Raw genomic sequence first — 15,951 nt, 5'->3', positions numbered from 1 at the left:
CCGCACTGGGCAGGCGAGTCGGCGTCACCGCATGAGACACCTGCTCAGCGCGCCGCGCTCACGGGAGCCGCTGTCGACACCGACACGAAGCCACGGTGGCTGCGGCGGTCCGCCCTGGAGCCTCCCGCGGGGCTAATGTCCGTCGGGTGAGTACAGACGATGCGAACCGGCGCTGGACACGGTCCATGCCCGAGGCCTACGAACGCCACCTGGTGCCGGTCTTCTTCCGGCCCTTCGCCGTCGACCTGGCCGCCAGGGCGGCAGCGCTACGGCCCCGCACGGTCCTGGAACTCGCCGCCGGAACCGGGGCGTTGACCTCGGCCCTGCTCACCGCGGTACCCACGGCCTCGGTGGTGGCGACCGACCTCAACGAAGCGATGGTCACCGCAGGATCGGCACGGGAACCCCGTGCGGAATGGCGGCAGGCGGACGCCCAACACCTGCCCTTCGAGGACGACAGCTTCGACCTCGTCGTGTGCCAGTTCGGGGTGATGTTCTTCCCCGACAGACCCGCCGCCTACAGCGAGGTGCGCCGGGTCCTGGCCCCGCAGGGACGGTTCTTGTTCAACAGCTGGGGCCCGCTGGCCTCGCACGGATTCGGGGCCGCCTTCCAAACCGCCCTGGAACAGTCCATGCCCGACGGAGCACCCCCGTTCCTGAAGGACGTGCCCCACGGCTACTCCGACCCGGCCGTCGTCGCCGCAGACCTCACGGCCGCCGGACTGACCCTTGCCACCGCCGAGGAGATCACGCTGGAAGGCGTCGCGGAGTCGGCAGCCTCCATCGCCACCGGGTTCCTCACCGGCACACCGGTGAGCGCCGCCGTGCAGGCCCGCGAAGACGCGCAGGCCCTCCAGGCCGCCGTCACACAGAAGATGACGGACCAACTCGGCACCGGCCCCGTGACGGCACCGATGACCGCGACGGTCTACACAGCGCACCAATAGGCAGAGCCCGCCACCGGGGCGCGAAAGGCGGCCTGCGCAGAACTCTGACGCGGAAGCTCCGCACCCCCCGGCCGCCGAGAAAGAAGCGTCGCCGCGCAGCCCCGATCGCGACGTGCCGAGCCCTGCCCAGCACAAGGGTTGCGGGCCCTGATTGAAACCGTTCAACGCCCTCGCATCCACCTCGCGCACCGGCTCCGCCCGGAGTGATGGCGAAGTAGCCCTGTCACGAAAACAGTTGCACGACGATTGACCCCGGCATCACCAGGCTCTACGTTACCCACGCCTCTCATATCTGAATCGATTCATCCCATTCCGTGCGAGTGAGGAGTCGTAGTGATCAGCAGGAGGAACATACTCGCGGGCGCGGTCGCCACGGTGGCGGCAGCGACCATCGACGGCGTACCGGCGGTACCGGCGATGGCCGCGCCGGCATCCAGACAGACGCAGGCGGAGACACAGACGCTGCGCGACGGACTGCGCGTCACGGCGCCGACCGTGGAATACGTCCAACACCCGCTGGGGATCGACGCACAACGGCCCCGGCTGAGCTGGCCGTTGGCCTCCGACAGAGTCGGTGTGCGCCAGAGCGCCTATCAGATCCGCGTTGCCACCACCGCGTCGCGCCTGTCCCGCCCGGACGTCTGGGACAGCGGAAAGGTCACGTCCGGCGAGTCGGTCCTCGTGTCCTACGGAGGTCCCGAACTCAAGCCCCGGACGCGCTATCACTGGTCCGTACGCGTATGGGACGGCGACGGACAGGTCTCTGACTGGAGCACTCCCTCGTGGTGGGAGACCGGACTGATGGACGCCGGGCAGTGGAGCGCCGACTGGATCTCCGCGCCGGCAGGCCTCGTGGACGCACCGTCCTTCGAGGGCGGTTCCTGGATCTGGTTCCCCGAGGGCGATCCGACCAACAGCGTTCCTGCGGCCACCCGTTGGTTCCGCCGTACCGCCCAACTGCCCGACGGAATCACGTCGGCCACGCTCGCCATCACCGCCGACAACGTGTACGCCGTCTCCCTGAACGGGGTCGAGGTCGCCCACACCGACCTCGACACGGACAACGAGGACTGGAAACGCCCGGCGGTGATCGACGTACTGGCGCGCGTGCGGGCCGGCGACAACGTTATCGCCGTCGCCGCCACCAACGCGACCGAAGGCCCGGCGGGGCTCGTCGCGGTGCTTGTCGTCCGGACCGCCTCCGGTGAGCAGAAGGTGTTCACCGATGCCTCCTGGAAGGCCACGGACCAGGAACCGGCCGCCGGATGGCGGGAGTTGGGCTTCGACGACGCGGGCTGGCCATCGGTCCGGGTGGCAGCGGCCTGGGGCAGCGGACCGTGGGGACGCGTCGTCCCGGTGTCGTACGCCGTCACCCAACTGCGGCACGAATTCCGGCTGCCGCGCAGGAAAGTTGCCCGCGCACGCCTGTACGCCACGGCGCTCGGCCTGTACGAGAGCCACCTCAACGGCAGCCGGGTGGGCCTCGACCAACTCGCCCCCGGCTGGACGGACTACCGCACCCGCGTCCAGTACCAGACGTACGACGTCACCGAACTCCTGCGGTCCGGCGCCAATGCCATCGGGGCGTATCTGGCACCCGGCTGGTACGCCGGCAACGTGGGCATGTTCGGGCCCGGTCAGTACGGCCAAGTCCCGGCGCTGCTGGCCCAGTTGGAGGTGGAGTACGCGGACGGGACGAGCGAGCGCATCGTGTCGGGCGCCGACTGGCGGGCCGCCGCAGGGCCGATCGTCGCCGCCGATCTGCTCAACGGCGAGACGTACGACGCACGCAAGGAGACCCCCGGCTGGACCTCGCCCGGCTTCGACGACACAGGCTGGCTGGGCGTACGAGGCATGGGTGGCGTCGGCGACATCGGTCCCGACCTGATCGTCGCGCAGGTGGACGGTCCGGTGCGGGTGGAGCGCGAGCTGACACCGAAGAGCGTCACTCAACCCAAGCCCGGCGTCTACGTGTTGGACCTGGGCCAGAACATGGTCGGCTCGGTGCGGCTGCGCGTGTCGGGCGCCGCGGGGACGGCCGTCCGGCTCAGGCACGCCGAGGTGCTCAACCCCGACGGCACCGTCTACACCGCGAACCTGCGGACCGCGGCGGCGACCGACACGTACACCCTCAAGGGCGGCGGGAAGGAGGAGATCTACGAGCCGCGCTTCACCTTCCACGGTTTCCGGTACGTCGAGGTGACCGGATTCCCCGGCGCGCCCTCGGCGAAAGCCGTCACCGGCCGCGTCATGCATACGTCCGCCCCCTTCACCCTCGACTTCGAGACCGACGTACCGATGCTCAACCAGCTGCACCACAACATCACTTGGGGCCAGCGCGGCAACTTCCTCTCCGTTCCGACCGACACACCAGCGCGCGACGAGCGCCTGGGCTGGACGGGAGACATCAACGTCTTCGCGCCCACGGCCGCGTACACGATGGAGTCGGCGCGCTTCCTGTCCAAGTGGCTCGTCGACCTCCGGGACTCCCGGACCGGGGAGGGCGCGTTCACGGACGTGGCACCGATGGTCGGCACGGTCGGCAACGGCACGGCCGGCTGGGGCGACGCGGGGGTCACGGTCCCCTGGTCCCTCTACCAGGCGTACGGCGACCGCCAAGTCCTCGCGGACGCCTGGCCGTCCGTCCAGACCTGGCTGACGTACCTGGAGAAGCACAGCGACCGACTGCTGCGCCCGGATCAGGGATACGGCGACTGGCTGAACGTCGGGGACGAGACCCCCAAGGACGTGATCGCCACCGCGTACTTCGCGCACAGCGCCGACCTCGCGGCCCGCATGGCCGGGGAACTCGGCACGGACACCGCGCCCTACCTCGATCTCTTCGAGCGGATACGAACGGCCTTCCAGAACGCCTACGTCACCTCCGAGGGCAGGATCAAGGGCGATACGCAGACGGCCTACGTCCTGGCGCTGTCGATGAACCTGCTGCCGGACACGTCACGGAAGGCCGCGGCCGACCGGCTCGTCGCGCTGATCGAGGCCAAGGACTGGCATCTGTCGACAGGTTTCCTCGGCACTCCCCGGCTGCTGCCCGTCCTGACCGACACCGGCCACACCGACGTCGCCTACCGCCTGCTTCAGCAGCGCTCCTTCCCCAGCTGGGGCTACCAGATCGACCGGGGTTCCACCACGATGTGGGAACGCTGGGACTCCATCCGACCGGACGGCAGCTTCCAGGACGCGGGCATGAACTCCTTCAACCACTACGCCTACGGCTCGGTGGGGGAATGGATGTACACGAACATCGCCGGTATCTCGGCGGGCCGGCCCGGCTACCGCGAGATCGTCATCCGCCCCCGCCCCGGCGGAGCCGTCACCACCGCCCGCGCCACGTTCACCTCGGTCTACGGCCCGGTCTCCACCCGTTGGCGACAGCGGTCCGGCCGGTTCACGCTGACCTGCGCGGTGCCGCCCAACACGACCGCGGAGGTGTGGATCCCCGCGTCCACCCCGGACGCGGTGACCCGCACGCACGGGACGTACCTGCGCCAGGAGGAGGGCTGCGCGGTCTACCGGGTCGGCTCGGGCACCCACCGCTTCACCACCTGATCAAGGCGGTACGGCTGCCCGGAACGGTCACCGGCCGGGCAGCCGGGGCGGCAGCCAAGGATCAGGGCCGGCATCAAGACCCCGCGAGAAAGGTGAGCCGCACCTTTCGCTCAGGGTTGTCCCTGTTCGTATCGACCAGACACACCGACTGCCACGTCCCCAACTCCAGCCGCCCGCCCACCACCGGCAACGTCGCGTGCGGCGGCACGAACGCCGGGAGGACGTGGTCGCGGCCGTGCCCGGGGCTGCCGTGGCGGTGCTGCCAGCGGTCGTCGGCGGGGAGGAGGGTGTGCAGGGCGGCGAGGAGGTCGTCGTCGCTGCCGGCGCCCGTCTCCAGGATCGCCACGCCCGCGGTGGCGTGGGGGACGAAGATGTTGAGGAGGCCGTCACGGCCGGCCGCCACCTCCCGGAGGAAGGCCTCGCAGTCGCGGGTCAGGTCCATGACCCGTTCCCTGGAACCGGTGGCGACGTTCAGGACTCGGGTGGTGAAGGCAGCTGACATGCCTCCCATCCTGACCCATCCGCCGGGTTCCACGCCCCGTCGATCGCCCGGCCTGTGATACGAGGGGTCCAGTACGCGAGACACCGTTGACCGTGGCACGCCATCTGACCTATTTTCGGCCGCATGTTGCGTTCAGTTCTGCTCACCACGCGCGGTCACATCGACCTGCTGCGGGTGGCCTCCGCCGCGTGTCGCCGCGGCTGCTGACGTCTCCTTCCGCCCCACCTCTCCATTTCCCGCACTCCGCCGTGCCCGTGCACACCGTCGTGACATGGCGGCGTTGAGGCGTACCCCCCTTCTCACCGGACGCTCTCCCCCACCCGTGGAGCACCCATGAGCATCAGCCATGCCCCGCCCGACTCTTCAGAGCCAGATATTTCTCCTATATCAGGCTCGACGAAGGCCGATACGGACGATCGCTCCTCCCTCGATCTCGTCCCTCTCGCCCCCACCTCCTCGCGCCGCACCCGCGTCCCCCGCTGGCTGCGCCGCACCACCGGCCCGCTCGTGCTGCTCGCGCTGTGGCAACTCCTCAGCAGCACAGGTGTGTTGACCTCCGACGTGCTCGCCTCGCCCGGACGGATCGCCCACGTCGGCTGGGATCTGATCGACAGTGGTTCGCTGACCTCGGCGATGACCACCTCGCTCCAGCGGGTCGCGATCGGGCTGCTGCTCGGTACCCTCATCGGCACCGGACTCGCCCTGGTCTCCGGCCTGTTCAGGGTCGGCGAGGACCTGGTCGACGCTCCCGTGCAGATGCTGCGGACCGTGCCCTTCGTCGGGCTGATCCCGCTGTTCATCATCTGGTTCGGCATCGGCGAGGCTCCCAAGATCGCCATCATCACGCTCGGTGTGACCTTCCCGCTCTACCTCAACGTCTACGCCGGAATCCGGGGCGTGGACAGCCAGTTGATCGAGGCCGGGGAGTCCCTCGGGCTGTCCCGCTGGGGGCTCGTACGGCATGTGGTGCTGCCGGGCGCGCTGCCCAACGCGATGACCGGACTGCGCTACTCCCTCGGCATCGCCTGGCTGGCGCTCGTCTTCGCCGAGCAGATCAACGCGGACGCCGGCATCGGCTTCCTCATGGTGCAGGCCCGGGACTTCCTCCAGACCGACGTGATCGTGGTCTGCCTGATCGTCTACGCCTTCCTCGGTCTGCTGGCCGACTTCCTCGTCCGTACCCTCGAAAGGCTGCTGCTGCAATGGCGACCGACGTTCACGGGCCGGTGACCACCCGACCGGCGACCCCTTCGCCGGTGAGCACGCAGGCGGTACGGGTCGAGGGGCTGACCCGCTCCTTCGACGGCCGTCCCGTCATCGACAAGCTCCAACTCGATGTACAGCAGGGCGAGTTCGTGGCGCTGCTCGGCCGTAGCGGCTGTGGCAAGTCCACGTTGCTGCGCATCCTCGCCGGGCTGGACCGGGACATCGAGGGCACCGTCCTCGTACCGCGCCGCAAGGCCGTCGCGTTCCAGGCGCCCCGGCTGATGCCGTGGAAGAAGGTGTGGCGCAACGTCCTGCTCGGACTGCCCGGCAAGCCCGAACGGGCCGTGGCCGAGCGGGCGTTGGCGGAGGTCGGACTCGGGGACCACTCCGACGCGTGGCCCAAGACGCTGTCCGGCGGTGAGGCGCAGCGCGCCTCGCTGGCCCGTGCTCTGGTGCGCGAGCCCGATCTGCTGCTGCTCGACGAGCCGTTCGGCGCGCTCGACGCGCTCACCCGCATCAAGGCCCAGCGGTTGGTGGGCGAGCTGTGGCAACGGCGGGGCTGCGCGGTCCTGTTGGTGACCCACGACGTCGAGGAGGCCGTGCTGCTCGCCGACCGGGTCCTGGTGATGGACGACGGCGTCATCGCGCACGAGCAGCACATCGACCTCGACCGGCCGCGCGACATCACCGACCCCCGGTTCGCGGAACTGCGCGCCGGACTCCTGGAACGCCTCGGCGTCGACACCGCCGCCGAAGCCGCCTGAACTCCCCCACGCATCAACCCAGTTACCGAGACCAGTTACCGAGAACGGACTCCCCCTCATGCGACGAAGCCTCGTTCCCGCCGCCCTGCTGCTCCCCATCGCCCTCCTGCTCACCGCCTGCGGCGGGAACTCGGCCGCCGAGACCTCGACCGGTACCGACGGCAAGGGCTCCCTCACGCTCAACGTCGGTGACCAGAAGGGTGGTTCGGAGGCGGTGCTGCGGGCCGCCGGTGAACTCAAGAACCTGGACTACAAGATCAAGTGGTCCACGTTCACCTCCGGACCGCCCCTCCTGGAGGCCGTCAACGCCAAGGCCGTCGACATCGGCGGCGTCGGCAACACCCCGCCGGTGTTCGCTGCGGGCGCGGGCTCCAAGATCAGGGTGGTGGCCGCCTCGCACGGCAACTCCCAGGGCGAGGCCATCCTCGTGCCGAAGGACTCCAAGCTGACCTCGCCCGAGCAGCTCAAGGGCAAGTCCATAGCCGTGGCGCAGGGTTCGTCCGCGCACTTCCAGCTGATCGCCTCCCTCAAGGCGGCCGGGCTCACCCTGAGCGACGTCAAGGTCAAGTACCTCCAACCGGCCGACGCGCTGGCCGCGTTCACCAGCGGCAAGGTGGACGCGTGGACGGTCTGGGACCCGTACACCTCGCAGGTCCTCCAGTCCGAGCAGGGCCGCATTCTGACGACCGGTCAGGGGCTGGTCAACGGGCTCAACTTCCAGGTGGCGGCGCCCTCCGCGCTGGCGAACAGCAAGAAGGCCGCGGCCATCAAGGACTATCTGGAGCGGCTGCGGCGCGCACAGGACTGGGTCTACGACCACCCCGAGGCGTGGGCCAAGGTGTGGGCGAAGGACACCGGGCTGCCGTACTCGGTGGCACTGGCCTCGGTGAAGCGCACGAACGCCTCACGTATCTCGGTGGCCGTCGACAAGCCGCTGATCGCCTCCGAGCAGCAGATCGCGGACACCTTCACCAGCCTGAAGCTCATCCCGCGCAAGGTCGACTTCGCCGAGTTCGTCGACACCCGCTTCAACGGCAGCCTGCCGGCCTCGACGACCGCGCCGCGCGTCTACAAGGAGAAGTGACATGACCGTCCGTCTCCACTGGTTCCTGCCGACGGGCGGCGACGGCCGTACGCTCGTCGACCGGCACGCCTACGGACCCAACCGCGCGGGCACGGTCCGCGGGGTGCGTCCGCCGGACATCGAGTACCTCGCCCAGATCGCCAAAGCGGCCGAGCAGTTGGGCTTCGAGGCGGTGCTGACGCCGACCGGCACATGGTGCGAGGACGCCTGGCTGACCACCGTGGCGCTGGCCCAGCACACCGAGCGGCTGAAGTTCCTGGTGGCGTTCCGGCCCGGGGTGATCTCGCCGACGCTCGCCGCGCAGATGGCGGCGACCTATCAACGCCTCACGCGGGGGCGGCTGTTGCTCAATGTCGTCACCGGCGGCGACTCGGCCGAGCAGCGCCGCTTCGGCGACCATCTCGGCCACGACCAGCGGTACGCCCGTACGGACGAGTTCCTGTCCGTCGTACGAGGGGTGTGGCGGGGAGAGCCGTACGACTTCGACGGTGTGCACTACCAGGTCGAGGGCGGGCTGACGGCGCTGCCGCCCGATCCGGTGCCGCAGGTGTTCTTCGGCGGGTCGTCGGCGGCGGCCGGTCCGGTGGCCGCCCGGCATGCGGACGTGTATCTCACCTGGGGAGAACCGCCGGCGCAGGTCAAGGAGAAGATCGACTGGATTCGCGGGCTCGCCGAGCGGGAGGGGCGGGACGTGCGGTTCGGGGTGCGGCTGCACACCATCTCGCGGGACTCGTCGGCCGAGGCGTGGGCGACGGCGAACCGGCTGCTCGACGACCTCGACGCGGACACGATCGCGGCCGCGCAGGCGGCGCTCGGGCGCAGCCAGTCGGTGGGCCAGCAGCGGATGCTGGCGCTGCACGGCGGTTCGCGGGACGAGCTGGAGATCCACCCGAATCTGTGGGCGGGGGTCGGTCTCGTCCGGGGTGGCGCGGGCACCGCGCTCGTGGGCAGTCATGCCGAGGTCGCCGATCTGATCGAGGAGTACCACTCGCTGGGCGTCGAGCACTTCGTGCTCTCCGGGTATCCGCATCTGGAGGAGGCGTACTGGTTCGGCGAGGGTGTGATTCCCGAGCTCGCGGCGCGTGGGCTGGTCGAGACGGCGGCTCGGGCGGGTGTTCCGTTCCTGGTGGGCAGCGGGCGCTGAGCGTGCGGGAAGATCCACGGCCCGGGCGCTGTTCGTAGAAATGTGAACAACACACGTGAGGTCGACGTGGTCGTCATAGGCGCCGGGCAGGCAGGCCTGGCCGGCTCCTATCACCTGCGGCGCACCGGTTTCGAGCCGGGGCGCGACTTCGTGGTGCTGGACCACGCGCCCGCGCCGGGCGGGGCCTGGCAGTTCCGGTGGCCGTCGCTGACGTACGGCAAGGTCCACGGGATGCACGCGCTGCCTGGCATGGAACTCACGGACGCCGATCCGGCCCGCCCGTCCGCCGAGGTGATCGCCGAGTACTTCGCCGCCTACGAGCGGGCCTTCGACCTGCGGGTGCGGCGGCCGGTGGATGTGCGGGCGGTACGGGAGGGCGCAGCCGGCCGGCTGCTCGTCGAGACGTCCGATGCGTCCGATGCGTCCGATGCGTCCGATGCGTCCGATGCGTCCGACGGTGTCTGGTCGACGCGGGCGCTGATCAATGCGACGGGTACCTGGGACCGACCGTTCTGGCCGCGCTATCCGGGTCAAGAGACGTTCCGGGGGCGGCAGTTGCACACCGCGCAGTATCCGGGGCCCGGGGAGTTCGCCGGGCTGCGGGTGGTCGTGGTGGGCGGGGGCGCGTCCGGCACCCAGCATCTGATGGAGCTCGCGCCGTACGCGGCCTCCACGACGTGGGTGACCCGGCGTCCGCCGGTTTTCCGCGAGGGGCCCTTCAGCGAGGACGTGGGACGGGCGGCCGTGGCGCTGGTGGAGGAACGGGTACGGCAGGGACTGCCGCCGAAGAGCGTCGTGTCCGTGACCGGACTGCCGCTGAACGACGCGATCCGGCAGGCGATCGCGGACGGAGTCCTGGACCGGCAGCCGATGTTCGACCGGATCACACCCGACGGGGTGGACTGGAACGACGGCCGCCATGTGGACGCCGATGTCATCCTCTGGGCAACCGGATTCCGGGCCGCGATCGACCACCTGGCACCACTGAAGCTGCGCGAGCCGGGCGGCGGCATCCGCGTCGAGGGAACCCGCGCGGTCGCCGATCCACGTGTTCATCTCGTCGGCTACGGCCCATCGGCAAGCACCATCGGCGCGAACCGGGCGGGACGGGCGGCGGTGCGGGACATCCGGCGGTTGCTGGCCGGGGAGCCGGTGTCGGCCTGAGGCTGTTCGGGGCCATTTCGAACAGAGCAGAGCTGGACAGCACCGGCTGACCAAAGGTGTTTTTGAGGGGCGCGAGGAACTGCGCGACCAGCCACAGCGACCCCGCACCCGCCGACGAAACACAGGCCACCCACCCCAAAAGGCGCACATGGGTCTGACGCCGCGCCGCCCCGCCCACCGCGCAGACCGTCCGCGATCAACTCCGCACAGCCCCGCGACACATCAGGCGGCGCCGGCCGAAATGCCGAGCGCCGCCCCACGTCGTCCCGCGCCGATCACTTCGTGGGCGACGCACTGTTCTTCTGGGCCGCGTTGAACTCGGCGACGTTGCGCTGGTGTTCCTCGTACGTGGCCGCGAAGCGGGTGTCGCCGGGCTTGACCGTGACGAAGTAGAGCCAGTCGCCCGGGGGCGGGTTGATCGCGGCGCGCATCGCCTCCTCGCCCGGGTTGTCGATCGGGGTGGGCGGCAGACCCATGCGCTGGTAGGAGTTGTAGGGGCTGTCGAGCCGGGTGTCGCTGCCGGTGGTCTTCAACGTGGCGCGGTTCAGCGCGTAGTTGATGGTGGAGTCCATCTGGAGCGGCATGCCGCGTTCGAGGCGGTTGAAGATGACCCGGGCCACCTTCCCCATGTCGGTCTTGGACGCCGCCTCGGCCTGCACGATGCTCGCGATGGTGACGGCCTGATAGACGTTCATCGCGTTGCGCTGGGCGCCGGCGGCGACCGGGGCGCCGTTGAACTTCTGGTTCGCGGTGTTGACCATGAACGACAGCAGCGACGCGGGCGTCGACTTCTTCTCCAGCGGATACGTCGCCGGGAAGAGATAGCCCTCGGGATTGCCCTCCGCGTCGTTCGGCAGCTTCAGGCCGGCTTTCGCGATCGACTTCTTGGTGGTGCCGACCGGCAGCGCGAGGACCTTGTCCACGGCTTCGTAGATCTGGCCCGAGCGCCAGCCCTCCGGGATCACCAGTGACGTGGGGCGCGTGTCCCCCTCGCTCTCGAGGCTCAGCAGCGGCACCGCCACGGCGGTGCCGGCCACGACGGCCCCCGTCGCGATGAGGGCGACCCGGCCCCTGCGGGTCAGTCGAATCGTGCTCCGTGGCGGAGTGTTCATCTGCATGCGGGCACGGTAACCCGCATATCGTCACAAACCCGGCATATCTTCAGCTTGTCGGTTCCAGTTGGGCGTCCCGGCGTACGAGGGCCGCGTACCGCCCGTCCTGTTCGAGCAGTTCTTCGTGTGTGCCCCGCTCCGCGATCTGCCCGGAGTCGAGGACCACGATCTGGTCGGCGCTCCGGATGGTGGAGAGGCGGTGGGCGATGGTGAGCGTGGTGCGGTTGGCCGACAGGGCGTCGATGGCGTCCTGGACGGCGGCCTCGGTGCGGTTGTCCAGCGCACTGGTCGCCTCGTCCAGGATGAGGACCGGCGGGTCGCGCAGGATGGTGCGGGCGATGGCCAGTCGCTGCTTCTCGCCGCCGGAGAACCGGTGGCCGCGCTCGCCGACGATCGTGTCGTACCCGTCGGCCAGGCCCGCGATGTGCTCGTGGATCTGCGCGGCGCGCGCCGCCGTGTGCAACTCCTCGTCGGTGGCGTCCGGCTTGGCGAAGCGGAGGTTCTCGGCGACCGAGGCGTGGAAGAGGTACGTCTCCTGGGAGACGACGCCGACGGCACGCGCGAGCGTGTCGAAGTCCAGGTCGCGGACGTCGACCCCGTCGAGGGTGACCCGGCCGCCCGTCACGTCGTAGAGCCGGGGCGCGAGATAGCCGAGGGTCGACTTTCCGGCGCCGGTCGGGCCGACGATCGCGAGGCTGTTTCCTGACGGGACGGTGATGTCGATGCCGTCGAGGATCGGGCCGCTCTTGTCGTCGTAGTGGAACTCGACGCCCTCGAACCGGACTTCGCCCTTGATGGTGTCGAGGTGGACCGGGTTCTCGCGCTCGGTGATGTCGATCGGCAGGTCGAGGTACTCGAAGATGCGCGCGAAGAGCGCCAGCGAGGTCTGGATCTGGACGCCGGTCGACAGGAGGCTGACGGCCGGGCGGAACAAGCCCTGCTGGAGCGAGACGAAGGCGACGATGGTGCCGATCGAGGCGTCCGGGCCACCCAGGTGGAGGGTCATGCCGGCTGTCCAGTAGATGACGGCGGGCATCGCTGCCATGACGATCGAGATGACGGACATGCGCCAGCGCCCGGCCATGTTCGACCGGACTTCGAGGTCGACCAGCCCCTCGGACTCCTCGGAGAAGGAGCGGGTGAGCGAGTCGGAGCGGCCCATCGTGCGGCCGAGCAGGATGCCGCTGACGGACAGCGACTCGGTGACCGTGGCGGCCATCTCGGCCATCTGCTTCTGGCGCTGGGTGGCGATCTTCTTGCGTTCGTTGCCGACGCGGCGGCTGATCCACACGAAGACCGGGAGCAGCAGCAGCGAGACGACGGTCAACCGCCAGTCCAGGGCGATCATCGCGATGATCGTGGCGACCACGCTGGTCAGGTTCGAGACCAGGGAGGTGGCCGTGGAGGTGACGGTGGCCTGCATGCCGCCGATGTCGTTGGCTATGCGGGACTGGACCTCGCCGGTGCGGGTCCGGGTGAAGAAGGCGAGCGACATGCGCTGGAGCCGGCCGTAGACCGCCGTGCGCAGGTCGTGCATGACGCGCTGGCCGACCGTCGTGGAGATCAGGGTCTGCAGCACGCCGAAGATGCTGGTCAGGACGGCGCTCAGGATCATGCCGAGCGCGAGCAGGCTCAGCAGGCCGGTGCGGTTCTGCGGGATGGCGACGTCCAGCGTCTCCTTCAGCAGGAACGGGGTCGCCACGGTGACCAGGGACGCGGCACCAACCAGAAGGCCGACGACCGCGAGTCGGGCGCGGTAGGGCTTGAAGAGCTTGAGGATGCGGCGCACCTGCCGAGGCTGGTCGGTCGAGGTGCCTGGGGACGGTGTCCAGTTGATGTCGTCGCGGGGCATGGTCTCCTACGGATGGTGAGGCGATCAGGACTGGTCGAGCGCTCAGAACTCGTGGAGCGATGAGACTCGATGGAGCATAGCTCATTGTTACCTATACTCACAATGAACCAGGTCCTGATATTGTTCCCGTATGACCACCCCCGATTCCGACGGCCTGCTCGCGGAGCAGCTGCTGCGGCTCACCCGCCGGGTGCACCGCATCCAGAAGCGCCACCTGGAGCAGCGCGACCTCGGCATCACCCCCGCCCAGTCCCGGCTGCTGCGCACCCTCGCGCACTTCGACTCCCCGCCGCGCATGGCCGACCTCGCCGAGCGCCTCGAGGTGGTGCCGCGCGCCGTGACGACGCTGGTCGACGGCCTGGAGGCCAGCGGCAAGGTGCGGCGGGCGCCCGATCCGTCGAACCGGCGGGTGATCCGGATCGAGATCACGGACGACGGCCGCAAGGCACTGAGCGAGTTGCGCGGGGCGCGGCGGGGCGCGGCGGACGAGATCCTCGCGCCGCTCACGGATGTGGAGCGTGGGGTGTTGCGGGCGTTGCTGGACACGTTGGTGGACGGGGTGCCTGGTGCGCATGAGGGGCATGAAGGGCATGACGTCCATGGGGCGCACGAGGGGCATGGGCACGGGCGGTCCTGCTGACCCGCTGACCCCCTGGCCTGCCAGCCTGCTGCCCCGCTGCCCCGCTGCCCCGCATGAGGCTGCCGCCGGAGACCAGGTTCGCGGCACTCCGGTTCCTCCGGCGCCTTCAGGTAAGGGCATCACTCCGGCCAGTTCGAGGCCTTGATGCGCTCCACGAAGTCGCCGCGCACGAAGCCCGGTACGAAGTGCTCCAGCACGTCCGCCTTGATGTTGCCGAAGGTGGTCTCGGGGCGGTCCTTGATGCCCTCGGTGAAGGCGGCGAGGATCCCGTTCTTGAAGTCCGGTCGGGGGTGTGCCGCCACGACGGCCGCGCGCTGCTCGTCGGAGACCGCGTCGTAGCCGATGCCCACGACGTCCAGCGACACACCCCGGTTGACCAGGGCGATCTCGGCGGACATGTGCAGCGGGATCTCCTGTGTGGTGTGCAGGGCGATGCTCGCCCAGACCCGGTCGGCCTGCTCACCGGTGATGCCGTGGGCGTGCAGGAACCGGCGGGCCTCGTCCGCACCGTCGATCTCGAAGCGCTGGTCGGTGCGGCGGAACTTCTCGGTGAGCCCGAGGTCGTGGAACATCGCGGCCACGTAGAGCAGTTCGGGGTCGTAGCCGAGCCCCTGCTCCCGGCCGCGCAGGGCGCCCCACAGGAACACCCGCCGGGAGTGGTCGAACAGCAACGGCGACGCGGCCTCGCGCACCAGCTCGGTCGCCTCCCGCACCAGGGCGGTGTCCGGGATCTCCACGCCTGCGATCACTTCGCTCATCGTTCTTCCCTCTCCTCGATGTCGTGCGACTCGATCTCATCTCTTGTGACTCGATCTCTTGTGACTCCAGGATCGTCGGCGGCGTACGCTGGGGCCATGTCCTCACAGCCAGGAAAACCACAGATTCGGACACGACTTCAGACCTCGCTTCAGACGTGGCTTCAGACGTGGCTTGCGATGTGGCTTGCGATGTGGCTTCCGGCATGACACACCGGGTCGGATTCCTCGTCTTCGACGGCGTGACCATGCTCGACGTCAGCGGCCCCGCCGAGGTGCTGCACGAGTCGGGCCGGCTCGGCCACCCCTACGAGTTGGTGCTCGTCTCACCTCACGGCGGCACGGTGACCGCCTCCAACGGGCTTACGCTGACCAGCACGGTGACCGCGGCCGACGCCGGGCCGGTCGACACGGTGGTGGTCGCCGGTGGCGAACGGCTCGCCCAACAGCCGCCCGAGGAAGAGCTGTTGACCGCGACCCGTACTCTCATCGACCACGCCACCCGGGTCACGTCCGTCTGCACGGGCGCCTTCATCCTCGCCCAACTCGGCCTGCTGGACGGCCGGTCGGCCACGACCCACTGGCGGCATGCCGAGACGCTCGCCCGGCACTACCCCCAAGTGCGTGTCGAGCCGGACGCCATCCACATCCGCGACGGCCACTTCGTCACCTCGGCGGGCATCAGCGCCGGCATCGACCTGGCGCTCGCCCTCGTCGAGGACGACCACGGAGCGGGCGTGGCCAGGGACATCGCGCGCGAGTTGGTCGTCTTCATGCAACGCCCGGGCGGGCAGTCGCAGTTCTCCGCCGCCACCGCCACCGCCACCCCACGGCCGCGCACCGATCCGCTACGGTCGCTGATCGCCTCGGTGTTGGCCGACCCGGCCGCCGACCACAGCCTGCCCGCCATGGCGGCGACCGTGGCGGTCAGCCCCCGCCACCTGACGCGGCTCTTCCGCACCGAACTCGGTACCACGCCCGCCCGTTGGGTCGAACGGGTCCGTCTCGACCGCGCCCGGCATCTCCTCCTCGAAGGCCACAGCGTCACCTCCGCGGCGCACCACAGCGGACTCGGCACCGACGAGACCCTCCGCCGCGCCTTCGCCCGCCACCTGGACACGACACCGACGCACTATCGCAGCCGTTTCGCCAGTACGCGCGGCCAGTCACCGATGCCGTGAGCCGTGGCCAACCGCCTCCGCTTCACGCCT

The 15,951-nt window shown here is 69.6% G+C and carries 14 protein-coding genes; 10 read left to right on the top strand and 4 right to left on the bottom strand.

Annotation, left to right across the window (positions count from 1 at the left end):
• Window positions 1-185: 185 nt before the first annotated feature.
• A complete protein-coding gene (locus tag OG714_RS44970) occupies window positions 186-947 on the top strand; it encodes a class I SAM-dependent methyltransferase (protein WP_406132161.1) in 762 nt (253 codons plus the stop codon).
• 333 nt (window positions 948-1,280) lie between these two features.
• Window positions 1,281-4,517, top strand: a complete 3,237-nt coding sequence (locus OG714_RS44965) for an alpha-L-rhamnosidase (protein ID WP_406129851.1) — start codon at window positions 1,281-1,283, stop codon at window positions 4,515-4,517.
• A 73-nt stretch (window positions 4,518-4,590) separates the two neighbouring features.
• Here the strand turns inward: OG714_RS44965 and OG714_RS44960 are convergent, their stop codons facing one another.
• Entirely contained in the window at window positions 4,591-5,019 is a 429-nt protein-coding gene (locus OG714_RS44960) for a secondary thiamine-phosphate synthase enzyme YjbQ (RefSeq protein ID WP_366498615.1), read from the bottom strand.
• A gap of 123 nt (window positions 5,020-5,142) precedes the next feature.
• Here OG714_RS44960 and OG714_RS44955 point away from each other — a divergent pair, with 123 nt between their 5' ends.
• The 6 genes from OG714_RS44955 to OG714_RS44930 all read left to right on the top strand — a co-directional run bounded on the left by OG714_RS44955 (window position 5,143) and on the right by OG714_RS44930 (window position 10,381).
• A complete protein-coding gene (locus OG714_RS44955) occupies window positions 5,143-5,226 on the top strand; it encodes a putative leader peptide (RefSeq protein ID WP_350495123.1) in 84 nt (27 codons plus the stop codon).
• Window positions 5,227-5,352: 126 nt separating this feature from the next.
• Window positions 5,353-6,249: an ABC transporter permease gene (locus OG714_RS44950; RefSeq protein ID WP_406129849.1), complete on the top strand. Its 897-nt coding sequence runs from the start codon at window positions 5,353-5,355 to the stop codon at window positions 6,247-6,249.
• Window positions 6,222-6,989: an ABC transporter ATP-binding protein gene (locus OG714_RS44945; RefSeq protein ID WP_406129847.1), complete on the top strand. Its 768-nt coding sequence runs from the start codon at window positions 6,222-6,224 to the stop codon at window positions 6,987-6,989. The genes OG714_RS44950 and OG714_RS44945 overlap by 28 nt, the downstream gene beginning before the upstream one ends.
• A 58-nt stretch (window positions 6,990-7,047) precedes the next feature.
• Window positions 7,048-8,073: an ABC transporter substrate-binding protein gene (locus tag OG714_RS44940; RefSeq protein ID WP_406129845.1), complete on the top strand. Its 1,026-nt coding sequence runs from the start codon at window positions 7,048-7,050 to the stop codon at window positions 8,071-8,073.
• A gap of 1 nt (window position 8,074) precedes the next feature.
• On the top strand, window positions 8,075-9,217 hold the full coding sequence (locus OG714_RS44935; protein ID WP_406129843.1) for an LLM class flavin-dependent oxidoreductase: 1,143 nt from the start codon (window positions 8,075-8,077) through the stop codon (window positions 9,215-9,217).
• A 42-nt stretch (window positions 9,218-9,259) separates the two neighbouring features.
• Window positions 9,260-10,381 carry an NAD(P)-binding domain-containing protein gene (locus OG714_RS44930; protein ID WP_406129841.1) on the top strand — a complete coding sequence of 374 codons (1,122 nt, stop codon included), beginning with the start codon at window positions 9,260-9,262 and terminating at the stop codon, window positions 10,379-10,381.
• Between the two features lie 275 nt (window positions 10,382-10,656).
• Here the strand turns inward: OG714_RS44930 and mltG are convergent, their stop codons facing one another.
• Window positions 10,657-11,499, bottom strand: a complete 843-nt coding sequence (mltG, locus tag OG714_RS44925; RefSeq protein WP_406129840.1) for an endolytic transglycosylase MltG — start codon at window positions 11,497-11,499, stop codon at window positions 10,657-10,659.
• Between the two features lie 43 nt (window positions 11,500-11,542).
• Window positions 11,543-13,345: an ABC transporter ATP-binding protein gene (locus tag OG714_RS44920; protein WP_406129838.1), complete on the bottom strand. Its 1,803-nt coding sequence runs from the start codon at window positions 13,343-13,345 to the stop codon at window positions 11,543-11,545.
• A gap of 130 nt (window positions 13,346-13,475) precedes the next feature.
• On the opposite strand from OG714_RS44920, the gene OG714_RS44915 reads away from it, so the two are divergent.
• Window positions 13,476-13,985 carry a MarR family winged helix-turn-helix transcriptional regulator gene (locus OG714_RS44915; protein WP_406129836.1) on the top strand — a complete coding sequence of 170 codons (510 nt, stop codon included), beginning with the start codon at window positions 13,476-13,478 and terminating at the stop codon, window positions 13,983-13,985.
• 119 nt (window positions 13,986-14,104) lie between these two features.
• Here the strand turns inward: OG714_RS44915 and OG714_RS44910 are convergent, their stop codons facing one another.
• The gene (locus OG714_RS44910; RefSeq protein ID WP_406129834.1) at window positions 14,105-14,743 is read right to left on the bottom strand and encodes an HD domain-containing protein; all 639 of its coding nucleotides are present in this window, start codon (window positions 14,741-14,743) and stop codon (window positions 14,105-14,107) included.
• A gap of 203 nt (window positions 14,744-14,946) precedes the next feature.
• On the opposite strand from OG714_RS44910, the gene OG714_RS44905 reads away from it, so the two are divergent.
• Window positions 14,947-15,921, top strand: coding sequence for a GlxA family transcriptional regulator (locus OG714_RS44905; RefSeq protein WP_406129832.1), 975 nt, complete (start codon window positions 14,947-14,949; stop codon window positions 15,919-15,921).
• Window positions 15,922-15,951: the final 30 nt, after the last annotated feature.

It is taken from the genome of Streptomyces sp. NBC_00989, from assembly GCF_045162655.1.
Classification (GTDB): domain Bacteria; phylum Actinomycetota; class Actinomycetes; order Streptomycetales; family Streptomycetaceae; genus Streptomyces.
This window is presented reverse-complemented; position numbering and strand designations above follow the sequence as displayed.

What these genes read in the sequence shown, in the direction of transcription:
- OG714_RS44970 (WP_406132161.1), top strand. Translation starts at nt 186, where the DNA reads ATGCCCGAGGCCTACGAACGCCACCTGGTGCCGGTCTTCTTCCGGCCC.
- OG714_RS44960 (WP_366498615.1), bottom strand. Translation starts at nt 5,019, where the DNA reads ATGTCAGCTGCCTTCACCACCCGAGTCCTGAACGTCGCCACCGGTTCC.
- OG714_RS44955 (WP_350495123.1), top strand. Translation starts at nt 5,143, where the DNA reads ATGTTGCGTTCAGTTCTGCTCACCACGCGCGGTCACATCGACCTGCTG.
- OG714_RS44950 (WP_406129849.1), top strand. Translation starts at nt 5,353, where the DNA reads ATGAGCATCAGCCATGCCCCGCCCGACTCTTCAGAGCCAGATATTTCT.
- OG714_RS44945 (WP_406129847.1), top strand. Translation starts at nt 6,222, where the DNA reads ATGGCGACCGACGTTCACGGGCCGGTGACCACCCGACCGGCGACCCCT.
- OG714_RS44940 (WP_406129845.1), top strand. Translation starts at nt 7,048, where the DNA reads ATGCGACGAAGCCTCGTTCCCGCCGCCCTGCTGCTCCCCATCGCCCTC.
- OG714_RS44935 (WP_406129843.1), top strand. Translation starts at nt 8,075, where the DNA reads ATGACCGTCCGTCTCCACTGGTTCCTGCCGACGGGCGGCGACGGCCGT.
- mltG (WP_406129840.1), bottom strand. Translation starts at nt 11,499, where the DNA reads ATGCAGATGAACACTCCGCCACGGAGCACGATTCGACTGACCCGCAGG.
- OG714_RS44920 (WP_406129838.1), bottom strand. Translation starts at nt 13,345, where the DNA reads ATGCCCCGCGACGACATCAACTGGACACCGTCCCCAGGCACCTCGACC.
- OG714_RS44915 (WP_406129836.1), top strand. Translation starts at nt 13,476, where the DNA reads ATGACCACCCCCGATTCCGACGGCCTGCTCGCGGAGCAGCTGCTGCGG.
- OG714_RS44910 (WP_406129834.1), bottom strand. Translation starts at nt 14,743, where the DNA reads ATGAGCGAAGTGATCGCAGGCGTGGAGATCCCGGACACCGCCCTGGTG.
- OG714_RS44905 (WP_406129832.1), top strand. Translation starts at nt 14,947, where the DNA reads ATGACACACCGGGTCGGATTCCTCGTCTTCGACGGCGTGACCATGCTC.